We start from the raw sequence: 24,100 nt of genomic DNA, 5'->3' as shown, positions 1-24,100 counted from the left end.
TCTGACTTATCTTTCCTGGTCCGTAAACCGGGATGGATGCAGCACCTTTCACTGTTTGCACAGTGATGGTTGCTAAGGTATCGTCGGGCCATGTCCCTCCTCCTTTCTTGATAAGCTATTTAAAGAACTGGTGCAAAGATAAGACAGAAAAAATAACTTCCAAATTTATTTTCCTACTAAATCAGTAGACTATTATTTATGTGCCAGTGTTAAACGGATTCCTTCTTCATAAGAAGTAGGTTTCACCTTAAAGTGTTGTTCAAACTTTGTAGAGTCGAAGATATAAGGATAGTTACTCTGGTACAGCATTTCCTTCATTTCCCGGATGGTAGTGTCAAACAATCCCGAGAGGGTCAGCATAAAACTGCCCAGCTTCATATATTTAGGTTTCACCCCCATCTGGGTGGCAATTATATTTATATATCCGTTGCCGTCCGGCGCCGGGTTGGCGGTCGGCAGGTGCCATACCTGGTTCCAGGAACTATCGTCCTGTGAAAGAAGGTACAATCCTTTGGCAGCATCCGGCGTAAAGGTATAGCTATGTGTCTGATCGTCTTTTCCAAGCCACATGGCATTGCTGTTCTTCCGGAACTTATCGATGATCAGCAGGTTCAGGAAGCCGGTTTTATCTGCGCCGGGTCCGTAGAAGTCGGCCGCCCTTGCAATGGTAGCCGTAAGGCCACCGGCCTTTACCTCGTTCATTAACTGGGCTGCAATGGCCGCACGGATCGTTCCTTTCTTACTGGAGGGATGATACGGCGTATCTTCTTTCATAGGTCCGTTTACTAACCCGTAAGAATATACGTTGTCGAAGAAAATGAGCTTCGCACCGGCTTCCTTGCAGGCATTAATTACATTGGTCATGATCTTTGGCCATGCATCAGACCATACTTTGATATTATATTGGAGACCGGCTGTAAGAAATACGATGGCACTACCTTTTACGGCGTTCTTTGTTTGAGCGGCATCGGTAATATCGGCCGGCACCAGGTCGGTGATGCCTTCAATGGATTTTGGCGACCGGCTTACGAGGCGTACCCGTTTCTGATGACGCACCAGTTCGGCTGCCAGTTCGTTAGCAATAATACCTCCTGCACCGAGGATTGTATATAAGGGCTGGATAGATGAATCAGACATAATAAGGATGTGTTTATAAAGTAGACGAATAAATGGATGAGATATTTTATTTCAGGGGTCCAATGGATCAAACACATTTACCTGCAGCGACCGCAGATCCGGCAGGAATGATAAAAAGTAAAGGTCGGCCTGTTTGATATCTGCCGCAGGCATATATCCTAACTCTGTGGTGCAACGTTGGGTGAACATCGGGCTGTTCACGTAGGCAACGTGCATCACATCAGACACGCACATCATTCTTTTACCGGCCGGTATGCCACTCTGCCACACGATCCTCACGGCATTACGCACGTTGGTGGTAGTGTGGCGGGCATAAGGGTCTACCATCACCGCCGACGCAGGGATCTTCAGTTCATGTACCAGGTATTTCCTCATTTCCACCGCTTCGGAATATTGGGTACCTACCGGTCTTACATGACCACCGGATACAATAATAAAGGGCGCCATTCCTTTGCGGTATAATTCCGCACCGGTACGGCAGCGGCTTTTACCGGTTTCACTGATGGCCTCCTTTGCTACCGGGCTTGCGCCCAGGATAAGCATGGCGGAGTACGGATATTTGTTCCAGTCTGTTTTCTTTATTTGTTTATACGCATCCCGGTTGGTATCAGATAATGGTTCATAACGCACGGCTTCATCGCGGCGGTTCAGCGTCAGTAATTCCAGGGCCACGTGCAGCGACGGCTGGAAAAACAAGTCCGGCTTCTTTTTCCCCGCATCTTCAATTACACGTTGTACCATTGCCTTATAGGCAGGCGACATCACGTAATAAGTGGCCGAATCAATCACCGGGTAGCGGAGTCCTTTTCCGTTCGTATAGGCATTGAGGATATAGTTCACGCCATCGGCGGCATCCTTCCAGGCAAGGGAGAGCAATACCGGGTCCGTTTTCCCGGCATACAACTGGAATAAGCCACTGCTGCGCATTTCACTTACCAGTTGTTCCATTTCCTTTGGATGTTGCTGTAATAAAGTAATAAAAGCGCTGCTCACTTCACTGATGGTGCTGCCGGCAAACTGCAACGGAGCGGTAAAATCACCGCTACTCACGGGATGGGTTATACGCTGTGTGTATTCATCCCGCAATGCGGTAAGGGTGCTATCCTTATTTATCAGCTGCGTCACACCAGGCACACGCTCCAGCAATGTAAACAGGTAAAAGATCCTGTCCTGCAGGGCACTGGTTCCTTTGTAAAATTTGTAATGCGGGTCCGGTGAAACAGGTTGACCAAAAACAAAAGGCAAGCATACGAGGAGTAACAGACCGGTAAGAAAACAGTTTTTCATCAAAAGCAGGTATTACAGCAACAATAATACAAAAGGAAAAGGGAACTTTATCTTCTCCCTAAAATATAATACATATTTTATATACCAATATTAAAACCTTAAAGTTTGCACCCATATGAAAGTTTTAATAGGTAAAAATATATAATGTATTAAATATAATTATACATAGGAAACTCAGCAGAAAATACATACCTATTCTTTTAGTTTTTCATTGATTATCTATTAGTTAGGGAACGTAAAATCATTATTTTCGTCGCGGTTTTGCCACCACGCCGACGTCCCAATCATATGTAACAATGTATACAACCCACGAAAAAAAGACCTTTGTACGTTATGCTGTGCTAACGATAATGGTGATTGTTTTGATGACCTTTTTCATGATTATCTCTTTAAGAAAAAAAGAGTCAGCACAGTTAAGCATTGTTGTTAAAGACCTGATAGCTACTAAAACTGATGTAGGTCATATTGACCAGGCAGTGCAACTGTTGTACGCAGCAGACAATAACTTCCGTGTATATACGCTCACTTACGACAAGCATTACCTGAATGCTTATGTGGGCCAGTTGAGCAGCATTACTGCGCACCTGGACAGCGCCGTGAGCTCCGCTAAAAATGAAAAGCAGATGCATGCGCTGCTGGCGGATAAAGTAAAGAAGTCGCAGCTGTACCTACAGACACGCCTATACGTAGATTCATTGCTGCAGCTATCGCAGGTATGGGACACTGCCACCCACCCCCTCCCCCTGCAGCAGTTGAGTAATATTAAAATACCGGCGCCCAACATAAAGGCCGACACGATTATAACTACGGAAACGGCCACTGCAAAGGGCCGCAAGAAACTACTGGGCCGCATCAAAGATGCGATCAGCAATAAATCGCAGGTACAGCAAACCAGCCAGCAGGTGAAAATCGTTCAATACGACACACCAAAGGATGGCAAAGCCTTTTCAAAAGATCAGCTGTCAAAGATCCAGGCCGCCTATAATAAGTTTATAAAAGATGCCACCGAAAGTCATAATAACCTGAAGCAAAAAGAATACGCCCTCGTTATTGCCAACGAGCGGCTGTTCTCTGAATTGCTTCACCTCATGGCGAACCTGAAACAGGACATCGTGGCGGAAACCGATAAGCGGCGGCTGCAATTGGGTCACGATATCGATCATTCCCTCTACAAGCTGGATAAGCACAACTACTGGGAGATTCCGCTCATCCTGTTACTGGCAGCGATTATTATATATGGTATTGTCCGTTTATACCGCTACGACCTGGCGTTGCTAAGAGCCAAGCAACAGGCTGAAAAGTTTGCACAACAGAAAAGCGACTTTGCAGCGACGATCAGTCATGAAATACGCACACCGGTACAGTCGGTGCTCGGCTATACGCACCTGCTGGAACGCGATACAACGCCCGAAACGGTGGCGGCTATACGTCACTCTGCAGAAATGCTGCTACAGGTGGTGAATAACGTACTCGACTACACGCGGATGGAATCTGCAGAACCCATATTAAGAGAAGAGAAGTTTGCTCCCCGTACCGCTATTGAAGAAGTATGCAATACGCTGGCCATACAGGCAGCCATGAAGTCGCTCACGCTGGAGGTAAACATCTACTTCCCCAGCACTTTAATTGTGGTGGGCGATGCCTTCCGCCTGAAACAGGTGTTGATTAACCTGGTAGCCAATGCCATTAAGTTCACAGAAAAGGGCGGTATTACGGTAACCGCGCATATACGTGACAACAACTTATTACAGGTAAGCGTAAAAGATACGGGTGTAGGTATTTCGCATAAAGAACTACCTTTAGTTTTCGAGGCCTTTTCCCAGGGAAATAACCATTATCATAAGGGAAGCGGATTGGGATTACATATTTCCAAGAAGATCATCGACCTGCACAACGGAAAGATACATGTGGAAAGCCTCGCAGGAAAGGGCTCCACTTTTTATTTTGAAATCAGGTATAAGCTGATGACCCCATCACCTGTTACCAAAAAAATTATTGTCCCGGTGAATAATACATCTACAAACGCAACTATTCCGGCGGGTATCCGGTTACTGGTAGTAGAGGACAGTATCCTCAACCAGAAACTGCTGGCCCTGATGCTGGACAGAATGCAGGCTTCTTACCTGATTGTTTCTTCAGCAGAAGAAGCACTGGAAGTATACCATCGTGAAGCATTCGATTTTGTACTGACCGACATTGACCTCCCCGGCATTGATGGACTGATGCTGACCAATATGATCCGGGAATTACCTGACAAGAAGAAAGCCTCCGTAACCATTATTGCCATTACCGGTAATGTTATGGACGATGATATTGAGCTGTATCTTCGTTCAGGTTTAAATGATTACATCATGAAGCCTTACCGCGAAGAAGACATCCTGGAAAAAATTACCAGGCATCATCAAATGGCGTAAATTGCGGAATGACTATCGCCGATCAGATCATTAGCTTCAACAGCCAGCTGCATTTCCCGGGCAAGTTGCCCGCAGGTATACGTGTGATGAACCCTTTCCGGGAAGGCCCCGATATCATGGATATCATGACACAGTTCTATAAAAAATTTTATAACGACAAACAGCCACGCCAACTGATCCTGGGCATTAACCCCGGCCGGCTGGGATCGGGATCTACCGGCGTACCTTTTACGGATACTAAACGTATGTGGGACAAGTGCGGCATTGAAATTACCGGGCTTAAAACGCACGAGCCCTCCTCTGTATTTGTATATGATGTAATAGACGCCTATGGCGGGGTGAAAAAGTTTTACCAGCAGTTTTATATCAGCTCTGTTTGTCCGCTCGGATTTACCTCCCTTCAACCTGGCGGGAAGGAAATAAATTACAATTACTACGACAGCGCCGCTTTAACAAAAGCCGCCTATCCTTTTATTGTGAGCAGTTTAAAAGCGCAATTGCAGTGGAATATCAGTCGTGAGGTATGCTATTGTATGGGGACAGGGAAGAATGCCGCGTTCCTGCAGGCATTAAATGAAAAGGAGAAATTTTTCAGGGCGATTGTCCCGCTGGAACATCCGCGCTTTGTTATGCAGTACAAATCCAAAACGAAGTCGCAGTATATCGACAAATACCTTACAGGTTTTGAGGAACACCCGTAACCCCAATCTGTGGAATTTTTACGCCGTCTGAACCGCGATCTGGTCTGCAATGTTGTTCAGCAGTCCCATGTTTAAACGACGGCCATTGTCTGTAGCGCCCGGTGCACGTACATATCCGTCTTCGTCTTTCTCCATCATTACCTCTTCTCCGTCTACGTCTACCAGAAAGCGTTCAGCTGAAGAGGGTTTTACGTAAAAGCGGCCTCCGGAAGTTTTAATCATAAATGCGTTCATAAGATTCTTTTTTCTAAAGAACTTACGCAAACCACGGACCAGCTATGTCAGGACAAAAAATAAAAATATTGATTCCAGATCAGTTCAAATTCTGCCTTGGAAATTAGTTCAGGAATAAATTGCCTGTCTTCCATGATTTCTTCCAGGCCGGGCATCACCTGATCGGATAAGGCGGTGCCGCCGAAATGAAAATTGCTGCAGGCGATGCCGAAGCTTCCATCCGGGTAGATTTCAATTTTCCTGTTTTCGAAACGCTGCGAATCTATCTCGCTGTATAGGTATACCGGTTCGTCTTCAAAATGATGAAGCCAAGATACTTTGAGATACTCCATTTTTTAGATTTTTACAAGACGGCAATCCCAGGTATCTTTGGGTTGTTCCTGTACCGGATCGGGCGTTACCACGCCGGTGATCTGGTAGATATTGCCTTCTTCATGCAACCGGTCGCCAATCTGAGGGGTCAGGTCGTATTTAAAGCGGATGGTAGCAATGATACCGAAAGACTTGTAACTATGAATTTTTATGATACTCGCAGATCTTACAGGTAAAAGCAATTCGGCCTTTTTGCGATTACGACTCCTGTACATGGAGATCATCGCCCATAATGCCAGGGCAAACAAAAGGCTAAGGAGCAGCAGATTCACGGTTTTGATCAGGTTTAGGTTGAATAATATTTTATAGTTGAGCGGTACCTCCTGTTGGCATAAAGCAGGTACTACTACAATATAGTGAATTTAACACATGTAAACAATTTTTTTTACAAGGCGGGGATGCGCCCTCCGGCGGGGAGGTATGGAGAATGCTTATATATGTGTTACTTCCGGGATACTTCTGCCATGCTTCAAACCTGCGTATACCTTGGATAAACCATGCGGTATTAATGCTGTCAGCATGGACTCCTAATGCACTTCCAATGCACTTCCAATGCACTTCCAATGCACTCCCCATGCACTCCCCATGCACTATGTCTCATTTTGCCCCCGGATGGACAGGTGTTGGTACCTTAAACATTGATATTATTAAACACCTGTAGCGGATCATCATACAGAAAACTATATCCCAGCACGTTTCTCAGTTTACTGGAACCTACAATTTTATAGGGTTCCTCTTCGGCGGGTAATCTGCGTGGCATCTGGATGCCGAGGTATTGCGCAGCTGCCTTGTAATAATGGCTGCGTTGCGGGTGTCCGCTGGCGCAGGCGTTGAATACTTCTCCCCACATCTTCTTTTCTATCACCTGCCGGATAATACCGATGCAGTCGTCGCGGTGGATTACATTCATGGGCTGGCCGTTGGCTTTCCGGCCTTCCATGATCCGGCGCTGATCCGGCAGCCGGTCGTAGCCAATGAGCCCGCCGAAGCGCAATACGGTGGTATCAAATGCGTCTGACTCCAGCAGGAGGCTTTCGGCTTCCCGCAGCGCCATCCCGTTGGGCGTGTCAGGGATTTCTTCATTTTCTTCTGTTACCAGGCCGTTGATGTCTTTATATACAGAAGTGGAGCTCACAAAGATAACTTTGCTGATGGGCGTTGTGGCTATAAAACTGCGCAACAGCGCTATTTCTGATACATGTGCATCTTTGCCTCTTTCTTTCCGCGGCGGGATATTTACGATCAGTATGTCGGCATCCCAGAAGGCATCGGGGCCGGTCAGCACGTCTTCAGACAATACCACCGTATACGCTTCCAGGCCAAGGGCCTGCAGCTCCTGTACGCCTGCCATGCTGGTGCGGGCTCCTTTTACGGAATAACCTGCGGCTTGCAGGTGCAGTGCCAGGGGCTTTCCCAGCCAGCCACAGCTTAAAATACTGATCCTTTCGTTTCTTTCCTGTCCGGGGTTTACCGCTGTGCTGTCCATATAAAATAATATTTTACTGCAATAATGCTGATGATCATCACGAAAGTAACTGCCTGATTAAGGTACATTACCTTGCTGAATTCTCCATGTTCAATACTGCGTTCATTTTCACCGATGTAAGGTTTATTTACCACTACTCCCTGGTAGAGGTTGGGACCACCGAAGCGGCAATCCAGGATACCTGCCAGTGCAGCTTCCGGATATCCTGAATTGGGGCTGCTGTGTGCCGGTCCGTATTTAATCATAAAATGCCAGGCACGGCTGCTGCCATACAGGAGGATCATCAGCAGCGCCGTGATACGGGCCGGGATAAAATTGGCTACATCATCCAGGCGCGCAGCGAAGCGTCCAAAATACAGGTATTCCTTGTTCTTATAGCCTATCATGGAATCCAGGGTATTAATCATTTTATACAACATCATGCCGGGCAGCCCCAGTACAGCGTAAAAAAACAGCGGCGCTACTACCCCATCGCTCAGGTTCTCAGACATCGATTCAAATACCGCGATGCGGATCTGATCAGGTGAAAGATGACCGGTATCCCTTCCAACTATCCACGACAACCGCCTGCGGCCGGCCTCCACTCCTTCGTGGTGTAAAGCTGCAAATACTTCTTTGCCTTCCTGTAGCAGGCTTTTGTTAGCCAGCGCGAAAAAAACAAACACTGCACTGAATCCATAGTACACTACCGGCCACCCCGATAGTACTATAAGCGTAAAATAAAAACTTATATATACTGCTACGCACAAGGTAACCGTGAGCAAGGCCCCCTTCCAGAACCGGGCGCCTCCCCTGTTCAGCCAGCGTGTGCCCCGGCTGATCAGCCAGCCATAAACTTTCACAGGATGCGGCCAACTGCGGGGATCTCCCAGCAGCAGGTCGGCGATATACCCTAACAGTAGCGGCAATACGAATTTTAATACAGGGTCCATTGGCGCAAAGCAGTAGTCAGTAATTGATTGTCAGCGGCATTGCGGCAGGCAACCCGGCAATGCCCGGCTTCCAGTCCGTAGAAATTGGAAGCATCCCGGATCAGCAGGCCATACTTCTCCATCAGCCATGCTTTCAATGTAGCGGCGGTACCGGTTAATGTTTCAAACAAAAAATAATGCGTATGCGATGCATATACTTTGTACTCGGGCATCTTACGGATACTCTCCCACAAATGAAAAGTTTCCTGCAACAGGCTGTCGGTCGCAATGGTAAACTGCTCCGGGTGTTCCACGATATAATAGCCGGCATCCAGTGCCAGGCTATTCACCGACCATGGCATCCGGAAAGCCCTGACACGGTCCAGCAGTTGTTTCCTTCCTGCCATATACCCCAGCCGTAAGCCCGGGATACAACAGGTTTTAGTCATGGATCTCAGCACCAGCACATTTGGTAACCGGTGCAGGAACGGCAGCATGGTAGCGGCATTTAGTGTAAACTGTATATAGGCTTCGTCAATGATGAACACCGTATGCTTATTATGGGCGATGAGTTGTTGCAGGGCTGTTTCATCCAATGCCTGCCCTGTAGGATTGTTAGGATTGCAGATAAATACCAGGTCGCTGCTGAACACGGTACCCGGTGTGAGCTTATCCCATTGCAGGTACAGCACCTGGTGCCCATACAGCTTACACGCATCTGCATACTCCGAAAAAGTAGGCACTACCACCGTGGTAGTGGCGCCTGTAAATGCCTGTGCCACCAGGTAAATGGCCTCTGTGCCACCGTTGGTAACCAGGATACTGCCGGCGGGGAGAGCCTCCTGGTTTTCGAGCATGGCCTGCAGCTTTGAGCCACCTGCGTCCGGGTAATGATCTATACCCGTTACTTTATTCCTCAGGTGCTCCTTCAATCCTTCCTGTAAACCACCATACCATACGTTGGAGCTGAAATCAGCTTTCACCTGTTGGGCAAACAGGTAACCATCGTCACCGTGTCCTTGTATCATAATGCAATATTATTATAATTCCAGTGCCTTATAAACAGCCGGAATGTCCAGATGTTCACGGATGTGTGTTGCCAGTTTGTTATATTGTTCCTCCTTAAACCGGCGGTAATCGAACTCCTTTACTACTGCGGGTTTCCCGCAATGCGCCAGCAGATCGTTGATCACAGTGTCGTTATCGAGGATGCCATGCAGGTAAGTACCCCAGCAGTTAGTCCGGAGGAAATACCCGTCTGTGCCGCCATCTGTAAACGTGTTCAGCGGGGAAGCCACTGCGGCGGTGGTATCTCCCATATGAATTTCATATCCTTCACATACTTTCGGCTGATCCCGGTAATAAAAACTTCTTTGCCTGGTGATCTTTTCTTTTGTAAGCACAGTGGCAACTGGCAATATTCCAAGCCCCGGTATGCTGCCGGCAGGGCCTTCCACACCATCAGGATCCGCTACCTGCTGTCCCATCATCTGGTAGCCACCGCAAATACCGATCACTGCTTTATTTCGTTTATACGCTTCCGTTATTGCGGCAGCGGTACCGTTATTCCTGATGGAGACCAGGTCGGCAATCGTATTTTTACTGCCCGGCAGGATGATAATATCTGCGGCCGACAGTTCTGCCGGATTATCTGTATAAAATATATTTACGCGCTCATCTTTTTCCAGCGCATTGAAGTCGGTGAAGTTGGACATATGCCGCAGCAGTACGATAGCTATATTTATCTGACCGGCGGCAAACCGTTTCTGTTTAAGCTGCAATGAAACCGCATCCTCTTCTTCAATATGAATATCGTGATAGTAAGGCAGCACACCGGTTACTGGTACGCCGGTAATGCTTTCCAGCATCGCCCGCCCGTCTTCAAACAACCGGATATCGCCACGGAATTTATTGATGATAATTCCTTTGATCAACGCCTTTTCTTCCGGCGGCAACAGGGCGATAGTCCCATATACGCTGCCAAAAATACCGCCGCGGTCAATATCCGCGATCAGGTACACCGCTGCTCCTGCATGCAGCGCGATCCGCATATTCGTGATATCTTTTGCACGCAGGTTCAGCTCTGAAATACTGCCTGCCCCTTCCATTACCAAAGGATTGAATCGCTGCGACAAACGGTCAAAAGCGCCTTTCACTTCTTCAAAGAGCGCGCGTTTATCGTCTTCCATAAAGTATTCCCAGGCCGACTGATTACCAGCTGGTTTGCCGTGCAGCACCAGTTGCGCGTTGCGGTCACTGGTAGGCTTCAACAACACGGGGTTCATATCGGTGTGGCATTGCACCCCGGCAGCTTCTGCCTGAACAGCCTGCGCACGGCCTATTTCCAGTCCATCGGGGGTAGCGTAGCTGTTGAGCGACATATTCTGGGCCTTAAAAGGCGCAGGAGCATATCCATCCTGTTTGAAAATACGGCAAAATCCTGCGGTGATTACGCTTTTGCCTACATCGGAAGCCGTACCCACAAACATTACCGGCCGGAGTTGTTTCATTCGTTCATGACGTTAGTACTGCCGCGAAGATATTAACTTTAAGACAAGTATGCCACCTTTATGCCGCCTGTAAGGGAGTGGCCTGCCGGCAATTATTTAAATATATCATCTCCCAGCCCACTGTTAATAGCCGCCTTTTTCACTTTCATCACCGCATCATAACCGCCTGTATTGGTAGTAATGGTAAACGGCAGTTGTACACCATTCACGTTGCGGTAATCAGTGTAATCAGTAGTGGTTTCCTTTTCATTGCCTTCCTGTCCCGGCAGGGAAACAGTGCGTACTTTCAGGCCCGTTTTCACATCGTAGTAGTTGCGCAGCAATGCCCCGTTGGAAGTAGCCACACCAATAACATAGGCGCTTGCATTATTGACATCGGTGGTCAGCGGCGCCAGTTCCAGCTTAACATCGCCGGCATGGTTAAGGTATTGCAGTTCGGGAAACAGGCTGTTTTTATCCTTCAGGATAGCCTTGTCCGCCGCTGAAAGCGGCACCTCCTGCCCCATGCGGGCCATACTTACATTATTGCCATTGATAAGCAACTTATAGGCAATTAACTTATTCACCGGAACGCTTACCACCTGCAGCATTTTATCGGGTTGTTTCACCTGCACACTGCGTTCAATAGCTGTTCCTGCAATATCTCCATCTTCTTCCAGCAACAGGTCTTTTATGCTATTCAGCTTATCGGCGCCGCCTATGGCATCAATGTATTTTTTTAGTATAGCCGTTCCCGTAGTACCGTCGGGTACAGGTTTACCGGTGTCTGCTTTCCAGCTGTTATTTGCAGGATTGATATCGGGGAAATTGCCTGCGGGATCAATGATCACGCTGGTAAGCTTAGTAGTGGAAGGATAGCGGAAAGTCCAGTTGTTGCCGCGTTGCCATACTTCCACCGGCAGGTGAACGGTATCTGTTTTACCATTAGCATCTGTTACTGCCAGCACTACCGGCATGGGAAGTTGTTCCAGGTTCTGAATGGTGATGAGCGCGCCCTGGGCAGGATCGTTCTTTACATATTTCACATCTTTTACTGCCTGGTCGAGTTTCCAGGTATTAAAAAACCAGCCGCGCCAGAACCAGCTAAGGTCTTCACCCGCGGCGTTTTCAATACTTCTGAAAAAGTCCCACGGTGTAGGGTGTTTAAATGCCCAGCGCTTAATGTATTCCCGGAATGCATAATCGAAACGTTCCGGACCCAGGATTTCATTCCTGAGAAGATTCAGTCCTGCTGCGGGTTTATAATAAGCCGCGATGCCATTGTAATTGAGACCGATAACATCCGGGGTATTCATAATGGCTTCCGCATTGGCGGAAAACAGCATGGGGGCTGCTCTCTGCATACTTTGACGAGCAGCATATTCTCCGTTGTTGAAATTTTTAGTGGAAATACCGTTAATGAAGGTGTTGAAGCCTTCATCCATCCAGGCGTATTTACGTTCGTTGGAGCCCACGATCATGGGGAACCAGTTGTGTCCGAACTCGTGGTCTGTAACGCCCCAGAGGCCGCCCTTGGTGGACTTCCAGTTACAGAAAACAATACCGGGATATTCCATTCCACCTACAATACCTGCTACGTTGGTGGCTACCGGGTAAGTATAAACGTACCATTTATCTGAGTAGTGTTCGATACACCCTTTCACATATTCGGTGGATCTGCCCCAGCCATTTTTGCTGGCAACTTCTACCGGGTAAAGTGATTGCGCCAGTGCCTTTTTGCCACCGGGCAGGTTAATGCGCGCGGCGTCCCAGATGAACGCCGCGGAGGCGCCCCAGGCTACGTCACGGGTATTTTTACATACGAAATGCCAGGTACGGTTTCCTTTGGCGGTATTGTTTTTTACATCTGCACTGTCGCGGATATACACGGTTTCATCGCTGTTGCGCGCTTTGGCCAGCCGGCTCATTTCCTTCGGCGACAGCACCTGCGCTTCATTCAGCAGTTGCCCGGAGCCTCCTATCAGCAGGCTGGCGGGAGCTGTGATGGTATAATCGAAGTTGCCGTATTCAAGATAAAACTCGGACGCGCCCAGGTAGGGTATATTATTCCATCCGAGTACATCGTCATACACGGCCATACGTGGGTACCACTGTGCTATTTCGTAGATCCATCCGTTGGCGGTGCGCAGGCGGCCGGTACGGTCGGTCCCATATTCCGGGATGGTATAGGCGTAATCTATTTTCAGTTGCACGGAGGCGCCTGTTTTAAGGGCATCTGCCAGCTTCACCTGCATACGGGTATCATTTACCAGGTAATTGGCGGAGGCAGATTTGCCGTTGGCAACTACGTTTACGCTTTTCAACTCAAAGCCCTGTGTGAAGCTCCGGTTAGCAAATCGTTCGCCGGAAGCCGCTACGGTAGCGCTGCCGCGGGAATCTTCCCGGTAAATGTTCTGGTCCAGCTGCAGCCATAAAAAGGGCAGTTGGTCCGGGCTGTTATTTTTATAGGTAATGACTACGGAGCCGCTTATACGATGTTGCGCCGTGTCGAGTGTAACGGCCAGTTTATAATCTGCTGCGTTCTGCCAGTATTTCGGACCTGGTTGTCCGCCTGCACTGCGGTATTCGTTACCGGGAGCAGGATAGAATAGCGGGGAAAAAGCCTCATGCGCATCATATTTAGATACTGTCTGGCCCATTACCTGCTGCATCCCGGTGCATAATAACAAGGACGCGATAGCATAGATTCTGTTGATTTTCATCGGAAGAGAATAGATTTAGCAGCACCGAATATACAGAAAATGCCGACAGTATAAAGCTGTTACAGCGAACGGCAAAGTGGTGAATTACTTTGTGGTTCGCAGTAACAGCTTCTACGGCGTATCTTTTTTTAAAGGCCGTGTTCTTTTAATTCTTTTTTAACATGTTTGAGACGGAAAGCGAAGATAATGCTGAGGATACCGGTTCCCCAGAAGGCAGCGGCCATCAGTCCGAGTACAGTAGCCACACCGAGTGCGGGGTTATCGAGAATAAAGATAGCGATAATAATAAGCCCGATTCCTCCCACCAGCAGCCAGCCCCAGTTAGGCACCTTATCTGTTTGAAGCTGGATAGAGAATCCAATGAGACTGATACCTTTGAACAAAAACCAGAAAGCCAGGAAAAGCGGGATCACAGCCATACTTACCGATGGATACAGCATCAGGATAAAGCCTATCACCACATCTATGATACCTGAGGCCAGCGACCATCCCCACCCGTGGTGCCCCCTGCGGTTGCCGGCTGCAAAAGCTATTTCAAAGATCCCTGTCACGAAAAGGGTGACACTGAAGAATATACTGAGCAATACGTAGCTGCTGAAGGGATTGGCGAAAACAACACAACCTGCTATGAGGAATATGATCCCGTTGAGCAGGTACAACCACCAATACTTCACATTGTTCCTGATAGCCGAAATGAATTGTGACATAATAATTACTTTAACGTGATGAAAGGATAGTACTACGTTTCTCTCTAACACATCCGGTTGTAAAATGTTCGCCGGAATATAGGCGCGCAAAAACCGGGGAAAAGCACTTAACTTTGTCCAAATGATTTAAATCATTTATTTAATAAAAGACGGAAATTATCTTTGTGGAATGAATAAGGCGATCAAGCAAGAAAGACAGCCACCTAACTGGTGGCACCAGGCAGACTTCATGGGCATTCACGCGGTGCCCTTACTGGCATTTTTCACCGGTACAACAGCTTTTGACTGGATATTGTGCGGTGTACTGTATGTAGTACGTATGTTTTTTGTAACGGCTGGTTATCACCGTTATTTCTCGCACCGTGCATTTAAAACGTCGCGGTTCTTCCAGTTTATCCTGGCGGGAGGTGCGCAAAGCAGTTTACAGAAGGGCGCCTTATGGTGGTCAGCCAATCACCGTATTCACCACAAACACAGCGATACCCCGGAAGATCCGCATTCAGCGAATGTTTACGGATTCTGGTACGCGCATATCGGCTGGATCATGGGCCCGGAATACAAGCCCACCCGTTTCGACCTGATCAAGGACCACAAAGCAAAAGAATTGTTGTGGCTGAATAAATGGCATATGATACCGGCAGTGGTACTGGCAATAGCAGTGTATTTTGTGGGCAATAAAGTAAATGGTACTGGTTGGTTCGACTGGTCCGCCGGGTTATCTACTTTGCTGATCGGGTTTTTCCTGAGCACCGTACTGTTATATCATGGTACTTTTACCATTAACTCTCTTATGCACAAAATTGGTAATAAGAGATATTATACCGGGGATGAGTCCCGCAACAGTGCTATCCTGGCGCTGATCACCCTGGGAGAAGGCTGGCATAACAACCACCACTACTACCAGAGTGCAGCCAGACAGGGCTTTTACTGGTGGGAATTTGATATCACCTATTATGTGATCAAAACACTGGGTTTCCTGGGAATCGTCTGGGAAATACGCCCGGTTCCAGCCAAACTGAAGGAAAGCAATAAGCTGAAGCAGGAAACTGCTCCGCGCGTACCGGTGGAGGAACTGAGCTAAAGCGGATGTTGTCTTGGCTCAGGATTACGCTGATTTTACTGATTACCTGGATTTTTACTTTTTGATTTTTTTTGATTTTTTAGATTTTCGTATAATAATAGTTAAGGGAGATAAGAGCGAATACCCGCTTCTATCTCCCTTAATCCTTTATAAAATCCAAAAGAATAAAATCCAGGTAATCAGTAAAATCAGCGTAATCCTGAGCCAAGACAAAATCCGCTTTATTTTTCTATCTTGTCTCCCTAAAATTAAAATTCCATGCATTACACACCCGCTGCAGACAGGTATAACAATATGACCTACAACAGGTGCGGTAAGAGCGGTTTACAGCTGCCTGCCGTATCACTGGGTTTATGGCACAATTTCGGCTCTGTTGATAATTTTGAGAACGGACGCAGTATTATTCATAACGCTTTTGATAAGGGTATCACTCATTTTGACCTCGCCAATAACTACGGGCCTTTACCTGGTAGTGCGGAGGAGAATTTCGGCAGGATATTGAAACAGGATTTCACCGGGCACCTGCGGGATGAACTGATCATTTCTACTAAAGCAGGTTATACCATGTGGCCTGGTCCTTATGGCGACTGGGGATCCCGTAAATACCTTGTTTCCAGCCTGGACCAGAGTTTACGCCGCATGCAGCTCGAATATGTGGACATTTTTTATTCTCATCGCCCGGATCCGGCTACCCCTGTTGAGGAAACAATGGGAGCGCTGCATAGCATTGTGCAACAGGGCAAGGCGCTGTATGTGGGACTTTCCAACTATACTGCCGAGCAAACAAAAGTAGCTGTAGAGATATTAAAATCGCTTGGTACGCCCTGCCTCATACATCAGCCCAAATACAGTATGTTTGAACGCTGGATAGAAGGCGGACTGTTGGATGTACTGGAAGCCAACGGCGTGGGTTGCATTCCCTTCTCTCCCCTGGCACAGGGATTACTGACAGACCGTTACCTGAATGGTATCCCGGCCGGCTCACGCGCCAGCAAACCAACAGGATTTCTGCAGGAAGGTGAAGTAACGCCTGAAAGAATTGAGAAAGTTAAAAAGCTGAATGTATTGGCGCAACAACGCGGCCAGTCCCTCGCCCAGATGGCGCTGGCCTGGATCCTGAAAGACAAACGGATTACCACCGTATTGATCGGCGCCAGTTCTGTTGCTCAGCTGGACAACAACCTGGATACGCTGAAAAATACCGCCTTTACAAAAGAAGAACTGGACGCTATTGAAGCGATACTGAAATAGTTTTTTGGTGGTTAGCCGTTAGCAGAAATTGCTAACGGCTGACTGCTATTTTCTTCGTTTTGCCCGTTCGTATTGCACCGGCCATTTGATCTCAGCCCCCAGTTCATGGGCCGCCCTCAACGGGAAATATGGATCACGCAGCATTTCACGCGCCATCAATACCATATCTGCACGCCCCTCGGCAATAATAGATTCTGCTTCTTCTGCTGTGGTAATTAATCCTACTGCACCGGTGGCAACACCGGCTTCCTTCCTGATTTTCTCTGCAAAAGGAGTCTGGTATAAAGGTCCCACTTTAATTTGCTGATGTGCGGCCAGTCCGCCGGAAGAACAATCTACCAGGTCTACCCCCTTCCCTTTTACAATTGCCGCCAGCTTTACAGCTTCCTCCGGGTTCCATCCACCTTCCGCCCAGTCGGTAGCCGAAATACGCAACAACAAAGGATATTGCTCCGGCCACACTTCCCGTACGGTTTCTATTGTTTCTACCAGCAACCGTATCCTGTTTTCAAAACTGCCTCCATATTCATCTGTACGTTGATTACTAAGGGGAGATAAAAAGTTGTGCAGGAGATAACCATGCGCACCGTGTATTTCTATTACCTGGAAGCCGGCCTTCTGTGCCCGGACAGCGGCGGCCTTAAAATCATCTTTCACTTTACGTATGCCTGTTTCCGTGAGTGCTACCGGCATAGGATATACGTCGTTGAAAGGAATGGCGCTGGGCGCTACCACCTGCCACCCACCGTCTTCTGCGGGCAGGGCGCGGCTGCCTTCCCACGGTCTTAGTGTGCTGGCTTTCCTGCCGGCATGCGCCAGCTGAATACCAGGAACGGCGCCCTGCGCGGAAATAAATGAGGTGATTTCCTGCAGCATAGGTATGTGCTCATCTTTCCAGATACCCAGGTCGTGAATGGAAATACGGCCTTCGGGGGATACGGCTGCGGCCTCCGTGAGCACCAGTCCCGCGCCACCCACTGCCCGGCTTCCAAGATGCACCAGGTGCCAGTTGGTGGCAAATCCATCGGTAGAAGAATATTCACACATAGGCGACACCGTTATCCTGTTCCGGAACGTAACTTCCCTCAATTGCAGAGGGCTAAACAAATGTGACATAAAACGCTGCTTTTAAGACCTTTAAAATTAAGCATTAATCGTATAGCGAAAACATAATATTCAAGACACGCCAGGCAAAGCAAATATCCGCGGAAAAGCCTATTTTTAGGGCTTATACCTATACGTCCGATGTACCGTTTCCCTGTCCGATGCAAATTTGTTGTATCCCTTGTACTATGTTTTGTTATCAGTTTATGTGCGTTGGCGCAACAAAACGCCGACTTTTCTGCTTCCGCCACCAGCGATTGTGAATCGCTCATTACCAGTTTCACCGACCTGTCTACCGGTAACCCCACCGCCTGGCTGTGGGACTTCGGGAATGGAACTACTTCTACCAAAAAAAATCCCGGCGCCACCTATGTAAAAACAGGAAAATATACTGTATCACTAAAAGTAACCTTCGGAGATGGCAGTACGAAAACAGCCGTTAAAACAAACTATATCGCAGTAAGGGCAAAGCCGGCGGTAAACTTCAGTGTGTCTTCCGGCAAAGGATGCGTACCGTTTACGACTACGTTCACGGATAAATCCACAGCGGAAGGTACCCTGCAAAACTTCAGCTGGGATTTTGGCGACGGCGAAGTTTTACAGAACGGCAGCGGCGTAGTTGATCACATTTACAGCAAACCAGGAATTTACAGTGTAGTACTCAGTGTAACTGACAGCTATGGCTGCACGAATTTCAAAGTACTGGATAAGGCAGTAGATGTAGCCCCTGCTATAAATGCTGATTTTACTGTAACAGAAAAAACCTTGTGCAGTGGTCCGGCCGATGTGTTCTTTAAAAACACTTCTACGGGTCCGGGGACCCTTTCGTATAAATGGGAATTTGATGATGGTGGCAGCAGTACTCAAAAAGATCCCGCCAAACATACTTTCAACAAAGGGCAGCACAGCATTAAGCTCACGGTTACCAATGAAAGAGGATGCAGTGATACAAAAGAAGTAAACGATATCAACGTCGCCAACTATGGTACCGACATTATTGTTCCGGCGCTTATGTGTTCTAACGAATATGCCACCTTTAATGCCAGTTTTAGCGGGGTTACTCCAAACAGCACCTTATGGGAATTTAATGGACAAAACGCTTACGGCAACTTCGACAACGCCACCTATATGCCCTATGGCAGTGCCGGCACTATTACGGTACGGCTAACCGCCAACTATGGAAGCTGTAAAGAAGTAGTAGAGAAAAAAGCGGTTATTAATCCCGCTCCCACAGGGAATCTGCTGATAGAAAGTCCTCCGACCTGCACGGTACCGGCTACCGTCAAATTCAAAGACAATTTAACCGGCGCCAGCAGCTGGAAATGGGATTTTGGGGACGGACAAAGTTCCACCGAACAAAACCCTTCTCATATTTACCAGGCAGAAGGCGCTTACCAAATTGTGTTGACCGGCACCAGCAGCAACGGTTGCGCTATGAACAGCTACAGTGCGGTGACGGTTTATACTACAAAAATATCTGCCATCGCCTATAATGACAGTGGTTGCGAAGGCATGTCGTCCGGCTTTACCGCTATTGGCAACTATAATGATCCCATTACAAAATATGAATGGGATTTTGGGGATGGCAGCCCGGTGTCCCATGAAGCCACACCAAACCACATTTTTAAAAAATCCGGCATCTTCGAAACATATCTTCAATATACCACCACGGCAGGCTGTACAGGCAGAATAAAAGTTTACAACGACGTCAGGGTATTTAAAAAACCAGTGGTAGATTTCAGTTCTCCCAATGCACCTATCGTTTGTGGGAATTCTATGGTTACCTTTAACGACAAATCTGATGTTGCCGATGCCTGGTTCTGGGAATTTGGAGACGGCGCAGGAGATGGCCATAAAAGCACTCAACATGAATACAGTGAACCCGGTGCATATGATGTAACACTTACCGTATGGAACGGCGGTTGCCCTGCTACGCTTACCAAAAAGGCATACATCACTACTGTTGATCCCTTCCCGCGGTTTACGATAGACGATGTGGATTGTGCGAACCGGAATGTAATCACCGTGACCGATGGTTCTCTGGGCGCCACCGGCTGGAAATGGGAATGGGGCGACGGGCAGGATACTGCTTATACGGTGAGCAGCAATAAGATCTCACACTATTACCAAAAAACCGGCACCTATATTATTAAACTTACTACAACAGCGGGCAATTGCACCACTTTTAAAGAAGTAATGGCGCGTATATATACTAAATCCCCGATTGAAATCACTACTGATAAAACCATATTATGCGCCGGCGAGGCGCTGACCACCACCATTACTAAAGCTGATCCTTCCTATTATGATGTAGCTGGTTACTACTGGCAATTAAACGATCTTAGCAATTTTCACAATAATTCTTCCCAGTCGTTTGGTTATTACATCATGGAACCCGGTAAATATCGCGTAAGGGTAATTGGTATCAATGATCTCGGCTGTGTAGACACCAGTAATTCGATTGATGTAAACGTACGCGGCGCTGTTGCAGATTATAATTTTCCCGTTCCCTATTCCTGCCGCGGCACCGAAATGAGCTTTACTGATAATTCAAATGTCAGTAACAGCAGTGGAATTGTAAAATGGGAATGGGACTTCAGGGACGGAAGCACTCCGCAGACGTTTACAACCCCTCCCTTCAAACATACCTATAACAAATCCGGCTATTACCAGCCCTCCGTTACTATTACGGATAAAGAAGGTTGCAGGAATACATTTGATGGCAGGTATATCCAGGTGAATGGCCCCATAGCCGATTTTGAAGCAGATAACTATATAGTAAAACCCGGTACAGACGTATTTTTCCGCAACACCTCGAGTGAAGTGGGTGGCAATATCTCTATGGTAACATGGAATTTTGGAGACAATAATACTTCCAATGCCATGCAGGATGTAACCCATAATTATCCCAATAAAGGAACATATCCTGTAACTATAAAAGTAAATGACAATAACGGCTGTACGGACGAGGTAACCAAAAATATCAAAGTGGCATCTGTTGCCGCAAGTTTTGTTTACACATCAGAATTTGTAAACGGCGGAAAATGCGCTCCTATGATATTCCGTTTTAGTAACCGGTCCCTCAACTATCTGAACAGCTCCTGGGATTTTGGTGATGGCGGTACCTCTAATCAAAGTGATCCCGTACATACCTACACAGAATCCGGCCATTATACCGTAAAATTAAAGGTATACGGAGAAGCCGGCACTGAAGATGAATACAGCGAGATAGTGATCGTTACCGGGCCGTACGCCACCATCGCAACCAGCGCCGACGGCGGTTGCCTGGAAAAAGAGATCACCTTTACCATCAAGCCGGAAAATGCAACTACCTTCAGCTGGGACTTTACGGATGGTAACGTTGAACAAACCACGTCGCTCGAAATAAAACATCATTTCACCGAACCTGGCATTTATAAACCACGGCTATTACTGAAAGATGATGCCGGTTGTAAAGGCAGCGCCTTCCTGGATCACCCGGTGGTAATAGATCAGCTGGATATTAAGCTGAATCCTTCTCCCGCAAAAATATGCGATGCAGGAACGCTTACTTTTGCGCCTGCGTTTAATAGCTATTCTGCAGATGAACTGGGTATTACACCAGCTTATACCTGGACCTATGATGCCGCACTCACTCCAACGGATATCAATACTACCACACCGGTATTTCACCTGGACAAAACCGGCGAATACATCTTCGGCATGACGGCCACCACTAAATACGGTTGCACACAAACCGTAACAGTACCGGTAAACGTATACCCGAAGCCGTTAGCTGCCATCAGCGCGCCCGATAAAGCGTGCAAGGACGTGCCGGTTACCTTCAGTGGCAGCGTTACCAAAACGAATGACGTTACCTGGAGCTGGGATTTGGGTAATAATACCACCAGTGATGTGCAGCAACCAGCGGCCTTGTCTTATTCGCAGCCCGGCCTGGTGCAGGTAAAGCTCACCGTTACCAGCAAAGACGGCTGCGCAGACGAAGTAATACATCCACTGAATATTTTACCCTTACCAGACGTCAATGCCAGCGCCCCCGCAGATTTTATTTGTCTTGGTAACACCACCGTATTACACGCCGGCGGCGGCGGCACCTATGAATGGACCCCTACCACCGGACTAAACGATCCCACCATCGCTACCCCTACGGCCGCACCATTGGCAACCACCACCTACCAGGTAAAGGTAACCGACAACAACGGCTGTAGCAATAACGATGAAGTAGCAATACGCGTAGTACAGCCCTTTAAGATACAGGCTACGCCTGATACTGTTTTATGTCTCGGTGATAAATTGCCGCTACAGGTATCGGGCACGGATTATTATACGTGGACCGGCACCGGAATCGACAAGCCCTCCTCCCCTGCGCCTGTAGCCACGCTCAACGCCAGGGGGCAATACGTGTATGAGGTAACCGGGTTCGACAAAGACAATTGTTTCTCCGATAAAGCTTCCCTTACCGTAAAAGTAAATCCTGCCCCAACCGTAAATGCTGGCGTAGATCGTGAAATTATGGCGGGCATCCCTGTATACCTGGCAGCCCACGCCAGCAATGATGTAATCCGCTGGCGCTGGACACCTGCGGAATTCCTGGATTGCGCCACCTGTGCACGGGTCCTGGCACTGCCTGATTTCACGACAAAATACCGGGTAGAAGTAGAAAACGTATATGGCTGCAAAGCTGCCGACGAAGTAGTGCTGCACATTCTCTGCAACCAGGGCGCCGTTTTTATGCCAAACGCCTTCACCCCCAATCATGATGGCCGAAATGAACGCATCTATCCAAAAGGAAAAGGTGTAAAAGAAATTGAGTGGCTGCGCATCTACGACCGCTGGGGCACCCTTGTATTTGAGAACACCCACTTCGCTATCAACTCGCCTTCCTCCGGTTGGGACGGCCGTAGCGGCAACAAGGAAGCGCCAATGGGCACTTATATTTACTCCATGCAGACCGTGTGCGAAGGCGGCGAGAAATTCGAGTTTAAAGGGAGTATTACGCTGATTAAATAACGCGGATTTTGTCTTGGCTCAGGATTACGCTGATTATACTGATTAGCTGGATTTTTACTTTTGGATTTTTTTTGGATTTTTAGATTTTCTTAAAATAATAATTAAGGGAGATAGCAGCGAATATATCCGCTGCTATCTCCCTTAATCCTTTATAAAATCCAAAAAAACAAAATCCAGGTAATCAGTATAATCAGCGTAATCCTGAGCCAAGACAAAATTCGCGTAATTTGCAAAAGAATAATTGAAACATGACGAACGACGCCATCACACAACACAGGCTGGAATTAAGCAGGGACGGATATACGGTGATTCCCGGTATATTTTCGGAAAGTGCCATCGGGGAAATGATTGCTTTGATCGACAGCGTGGATCCTACCGGTCCTCTATTCCGGAAAACCAACGATCTCTTTGCCATCCGTTGTTTTTTGCAGGAGGTTCCTGCCATCACCCCGCTGATATTTACACCAGGTATCAGGCAAATTATCAGGGAGCTGTTTGGCGAACAGCATGTGCCTGTTAAATCCATTTATTTTGATAAGCCCGGGCAATCCAACTGGTTTGTTGCCTGGCACCAGGACCTCACTATTTCCGTAACAGAGAAGCTCTCCGTAGCCGGCTACGGCCCCTGGACCGTGAAACCCGGCCAATTCGCAGTACAGCCGCCAACAGACATCCTGGAAAGCATCTATACCCTCCGCATTCACCTCGACGATACAGATGAACAGAACGGCGCATTAAAAGTACTGCCAGGCTCACACGTCAAAGGTGTTTACCGGGCAGACAGTATTAACCTGAACGAAACACCGGATGTTAGCTGCCGCGTAAACAAAGGCAGCGTGATGATCATGCAGCCTTTACTGATGCATGCCTCCGGACGCAGCAGCAACGGTCGTAACCGCCGTGTAATCCACATCGAATTCAGCAACCGGCAACTGGCGGGTGGCCTCGAATGGGCAGAGGCTCAGAGCGGATTTTGTCTTGGCTCAGGATTACGCTGATTATACTGATTAGCTGGATTTTTACTTTTGGATTTTTTCCTGATTTTTAGATTTTCTTAATAATAATTAAGAAGCTGTCTCATAATTAATTGAGACAGCTTCTTTGTTTTAGCCAAAAGATGGCCTAATAATCATTATGATGATCAGGTGTTTTTTAAGAGAATAAATAGTTAATGTCAGCTTGCTTTAGCAAGC

General features: G+C 47.6%; 18 protein-coding genes and 1 riboswitch. Of the genes, 6 read left to right on the top strand and 12 right to left on the bottom strand.

Features of this window, described 5'->3' with window-relative positions; translation table 11 throughout:
• Positions 1-3: 3 nt before the first annotated feature.
• A riboswitch (SAM riboswitch) is annotated at positions 4-117 on the bottom strand.
• 75 nt (positions 118-192) lie between these two features.
• Together ACLHR0_RS28265 and ACLHR0_RS28260 are read right to left on the bottom strand one after the other, a co-directional pair.
• Complete coding sequence (locus tag ACLHR0_RS28265; RefSeq protein WP_436491156.1) at positions 193-1,137, bottom strand: NAD-dependent epimerase/dehydratase family protein; 945 nt, start codon at positions 1,135-1,137, stop codon at positions 193-195.
• 51 nt (positions 1,138-1,188) lie between these two features.
• Positions 1,189-2,424 (bottom strand): YdcF family protein, encoded by a 1,236-nt coding sequence (locus ACLHR0_RS28260; protein ID WP_436491154.1) that lies wholly within the window; start codon positions 2,422-2,424, stop codon positions 1,189-1,191.
• A gap of 296 nt (positions 2,425-2,720) precedes the next feature.
• Here ACLHR0_RS28260 and ACLHR0_RS28255 point away from each other — a divergent pair, with 296 nt between their 5' ends.
• A complete protein-coding gene (locus tag ACLHR0_RS28255; RefSeq protein WP_436491152.1) occupies positions 2,721-4,838 on the top strand; it encodes an ATP-binding protein in 2,118 nt (705 codons plus the stop codon).
• Positions 4,839-4,846: 8 nt separating this feature from the next.
• Positions 4,847-5,539 carry a uracil-DNA glycosylase family protein gene (locus ACLHR0_RS28250; protein WP_436491150.1) on the top strand — a complete coding sequence of 231 codons (693 nt, stop codon included), beginning with the start codon at positions 4,847-4,849 and terminating at the stop codon, positions 5,537-5,539.
• A gap of 18 nt (positions 5,540-5,557) precedes the next feature.
• Here the strand turns inward: ACLHR0_RS28250 and ACLHR0_RS28245 are convergent, their stop codons facing one another.
• The 9 genes from ACLHR0_RS28245 to ACLHR0_RS28205 all read right to left on the bottom strand — a co-directional run bounded on the left by ACLHR0_RS28245 (position 5,558) and on the right by ACLHR0_RS28205 (position 14,461).
• Positions 5,558-5,773 (bottom strand): hypothetical protein, encoded by a 216-nt coding sequence (locus ACLHR0_RS28245; protein ID WP_370909891.1) that lies wholly within the window; start codon positions 5,771-5,773, stop codon positions 5,558-5,560.
• A gap of 47 nt (positions 5,774-5,820) precedes the next feature.
• Positions 5,821-6,105: a DUF6881 domain-containing protein gene (locus ACLHR0_RS28240; RefSeq protein ID WP_429047189.1), complete on the bottom strand. Its 285-nt coding sequence runs from the start codon at positions 6,103-6,105 to the stop codon at positions 5,821-5,823.
• A gap of 3 nt (positions 6,106-6,108) precedes the next feature.
• Positions 6,109-6,417, bottom strand: coding sequence for a hypothetical protein (locus ACLHR0_RS28235; RefSeq protein WP_370909889.1), 309 nt, complete (start codon positions 6,415-6,417; stop codon positions 6,109-6,111).
• 359 nt (positions 6,418-6,776) lie between these two features.
• On the bottom strand, positions 6,777-7,631 hold the full coding sequence (locus tag ACLHR0_RS28230; RefSeq protein ID WP_436491148.1) for an SDR family NAD(P)-dependent oxidoreductase: 855 nt from the start codon (positions 7,629-7,631) through the stop codon (positions 6,777-6,779).
• On the bottom strand, positions 7,613-8,563 hold the full coding sequence (gene cbiB / locus ACLHR0_RS28225; RefSeq protein ID WP_429047184.1) for an adenosylcobinamide-phosphate synthase CbiB: 951 nt from the start codon (positions 8,561-8,563) through the stop codon (positions 7,613-7,615). Before cbiB ends, ACLHR0_RS28230 begins: the two co-directional genes overlap by 19 nt.
• Positions 8,548-9,570, bottom strand: a complete 1,023-nt coding sequence (locus ACLHR0_RS28220; RefSeq protein ID WP_436491146.1) for a pyridoxal phosphate-dependent aminotransferase — start codon at positions 9,568-9,570, stop codon at positions 8,548-8,550. Before ACLHR0_RS28220 ends, cbiB begins: the two co-directional genes overlap by 16 nt.
• 12 nt (positions 9,571-9,582) lie before the next feature.
• Positions 9,583-11,052 carry a cobyric acid synthase gene (locus ACLHR0_RS28215; protein ID WP_429047180.1) on the bottom strand — a complete coding sequence of 490 codons (1,470 nt, stop codon included), beginning with the start codon at positions 11,050-11,052 and terminating at the stop codon, positions 9,583-9,585.
• Positions 11,053-11,144: 92 nt separating this feature from the next.
• Positions 11,145-13,754 (bottom strand): M1 family metallopeptidase, encoded by a 2,610-nt coding sequence (locus ACLHR0_RS28210; protein WP_436491144.1) that lies wholly within the window; start codon positions 13,752-13,754, stop codon positions 11,145-11,147.
• Positions 13,755-13,882: 128 nt separating this feature from the next.
• Positions 13,883-14,461, bottom strand: coding sequence for an HdeD family acid-resistance protein (locus ACLHR0_RS28205; protein ID WP_370913032.1), 579 nt, complete (start codon positions 14,459-14,461; stop codon positions 13,883-13,885).
• A 169-nt stretch (positions 14,462-14,630) separates the two neighbouring features.
• Between ACLHR0_RS28205 and ACLHR0_RS28200 the strand changes: the two genes are divergently transcribed.
• Complete coding sequence (locus ACLHR0_RS28200; RefSeq protein WP_436491141.1) at positions 14,631-15,542, top strand: acyl-CoA desaturase; 912 nt, start codon at positions 14,631-14,633, stop codon at positions 15,540-15,542.
• Between the two features lie 258 nt (positions 15,543-15,800).
• On the top strand, positions 15,801-16,793 hold the full coding sequence (gene mgrA, locus ACLHR0_RS28195; RefSeq protein ID WP_429047176.1) for an L-glyceraldehyde 3-phosphate reductase: 993 nt from the start codon (positions 15,801-15,803) through the stop codon (positions 16,791-16,793).
• Between the two features lie 45 nt (positions 16,794-16,838).
• Here mgrA and namA read toward each other — a convergent pair whose 3' ends face one another.
• Positions 16,839-17,909, bottom strand: a complete 1,071-nt coding sequence (namA, locus tag ACLHR0_RS28190; protein WP_436491140.1) for an NADPH dehydrogenase NamA — start codon at positions 17,907-17,909, stop codon at positions 16,839-16,841.
• 201 nt (positions 17,910-18,110) lie between these two features.
• On the opposite strand from namA, the gene ACLHR0_RS28185 reads away from it, so the two are divergent.
• Positions 18,111-22,907 carry a PKD domain-containing protein gene (locus tag ACLHR0_RS28185; RefSeq protein ID WP_436491138.1) on the top strand — a complete coding sequence of 1,599 codons (4,797 nt, stop codon included), beginning with the start codon at positions 18,111-18,113 and terminating at the stop codon, positions 22,905-22,907.
• A gap of 248 nt (positions 22,908-23,155) precedes the next feature.
• Entirely contained in the window at positions 23,156-23,905 is a 750-nt protein-coding gene (locus ACLHR0_RS28180) for a phytanoyl-CoA dioxygenase family protein (protein WP_436491136.1), read from the top strand.
• Positions 23,906-24,100 lie beyond the last annotated feature (195 nt).

It is taken from the genome of Chitinophaga sp. ARDCPP14 (assembly GCF_051362515.1).
GTDB lineage: Bacteria > Bacteroidota > Bacteroidia > Chitinophagales > Chitinophagaceae > Chitinophaga.
Note: the sequence above shows the minus strand (reverse complement) of the source record. Positions and strands in the feature narration are given on the sequence as shown.

Coding starts and splice junctions, on each gene's coding strand:
- ACLHR0_RS28265 (WP_436491156.1), bottom strand. CDS start 1,137: ATGTCTGATTCATCTATCCAGCCCTTATATACAATCCTCGGTGCAGGA.
- ACLHR0_RS28260 (WP_436491154.1), bottom strand. CDS start 2,424: ATGAAAAACTGTTTTCTTACCGGTCTGTTACTCCTCGTATGCTTGCCT.
- ACLHR0_RS28255 (WP_436491152.1), top strand. CDS start 2,721: ATGTATACAACCCACGAAAAAAAGACCTTTGTACGTTATGCTGTGCTA.
- ACLHR0_RS28250 (WP_436491150.1), top strand. CDS start 4,847: ATGACTATCGCCGATCAGATCATTAGCTTCAACAGCCAGCTGCATTTC.
- ACLHR0_RS28245 (WP_370909891.1), bottom strand. CDS start 5,773: ATGAACGCATTTATGATTAAAACTTCCGGAGGCCGCTTTTACGTAAAA.
- ACLHR0_RS28240 (WP_429047189.1), bottom strand. CDS start 6,105: ATGGAGTATCTCAAAGTATCTTGGCTTCATCATTTTGAAGACGAACCG.
- ACLHR0_RS28230 (WP_436491148.1), bottom strand. CDS start 7,631: ATGGACAGCACAGCGGTAAACCCCGGACAGGAAAGAAACGAAAGGATC.
- cbiB (WP_429047184.1), bottom strand. CDS start 8,563: ATGGACCCTGTATTAAAATTCGTATTGCCGCTACTGTTAGGGTATATC.
- ACLHR0_RS28220 (WP_436491146.1), bottom strand. CDS start 9,570: ATGATACAAGGACACGGTGACGATGGTTACCTGTTTGCCCAACAGGTG.
- ACLHR0_RS28215 (WP_429047180.1), bottom strand. CDS start 11,052: ATGAAACAACTCCGGCCGGTAATGTTTGTGGGTACGGCTTCCGATGTA.
- ACLHR0_RS28210 (WP_436491144.1), bottom strand. CDS start 13,754: ATGAAAATCAACAGAATCTATGCTATCGCGTCCTTGTTATTATGCACC.
- ACLHR0_RS28205 (WP_370913032.1), bottom strand. CDS start 14,461: ATGTCACAATTCATTTCGGCTATCAGGAACAATGTGAAGTATTGGTGG.
- ACLHR0_RS28200 (WP_436491141.1), top strand. CDS start 14,631: ATGAATAAGGCGATCAAGCAAGAAAGACAGCCACCTAACTGGTGGCAC.
- mgrA (WP_429047176.1), top strand. CDS start 15,801: ATGCATTACACACCCGCTGCAGACAGGTATAACAATATGACCTACAAC.
- namA (WP_436491140.1), bottom strand. CDS start 17,909: ATGTCACATTTGTTTAGCCCTCTGCAATTGAGGGAAGTTACGTTCCGG.
- ACLHR0_RS28180 (WP_436491136.1), top strand. CDS start 23,156: ATGACGAACGACGCCATCACACAACACAGGCTGGAATTAAGCAGGGAC.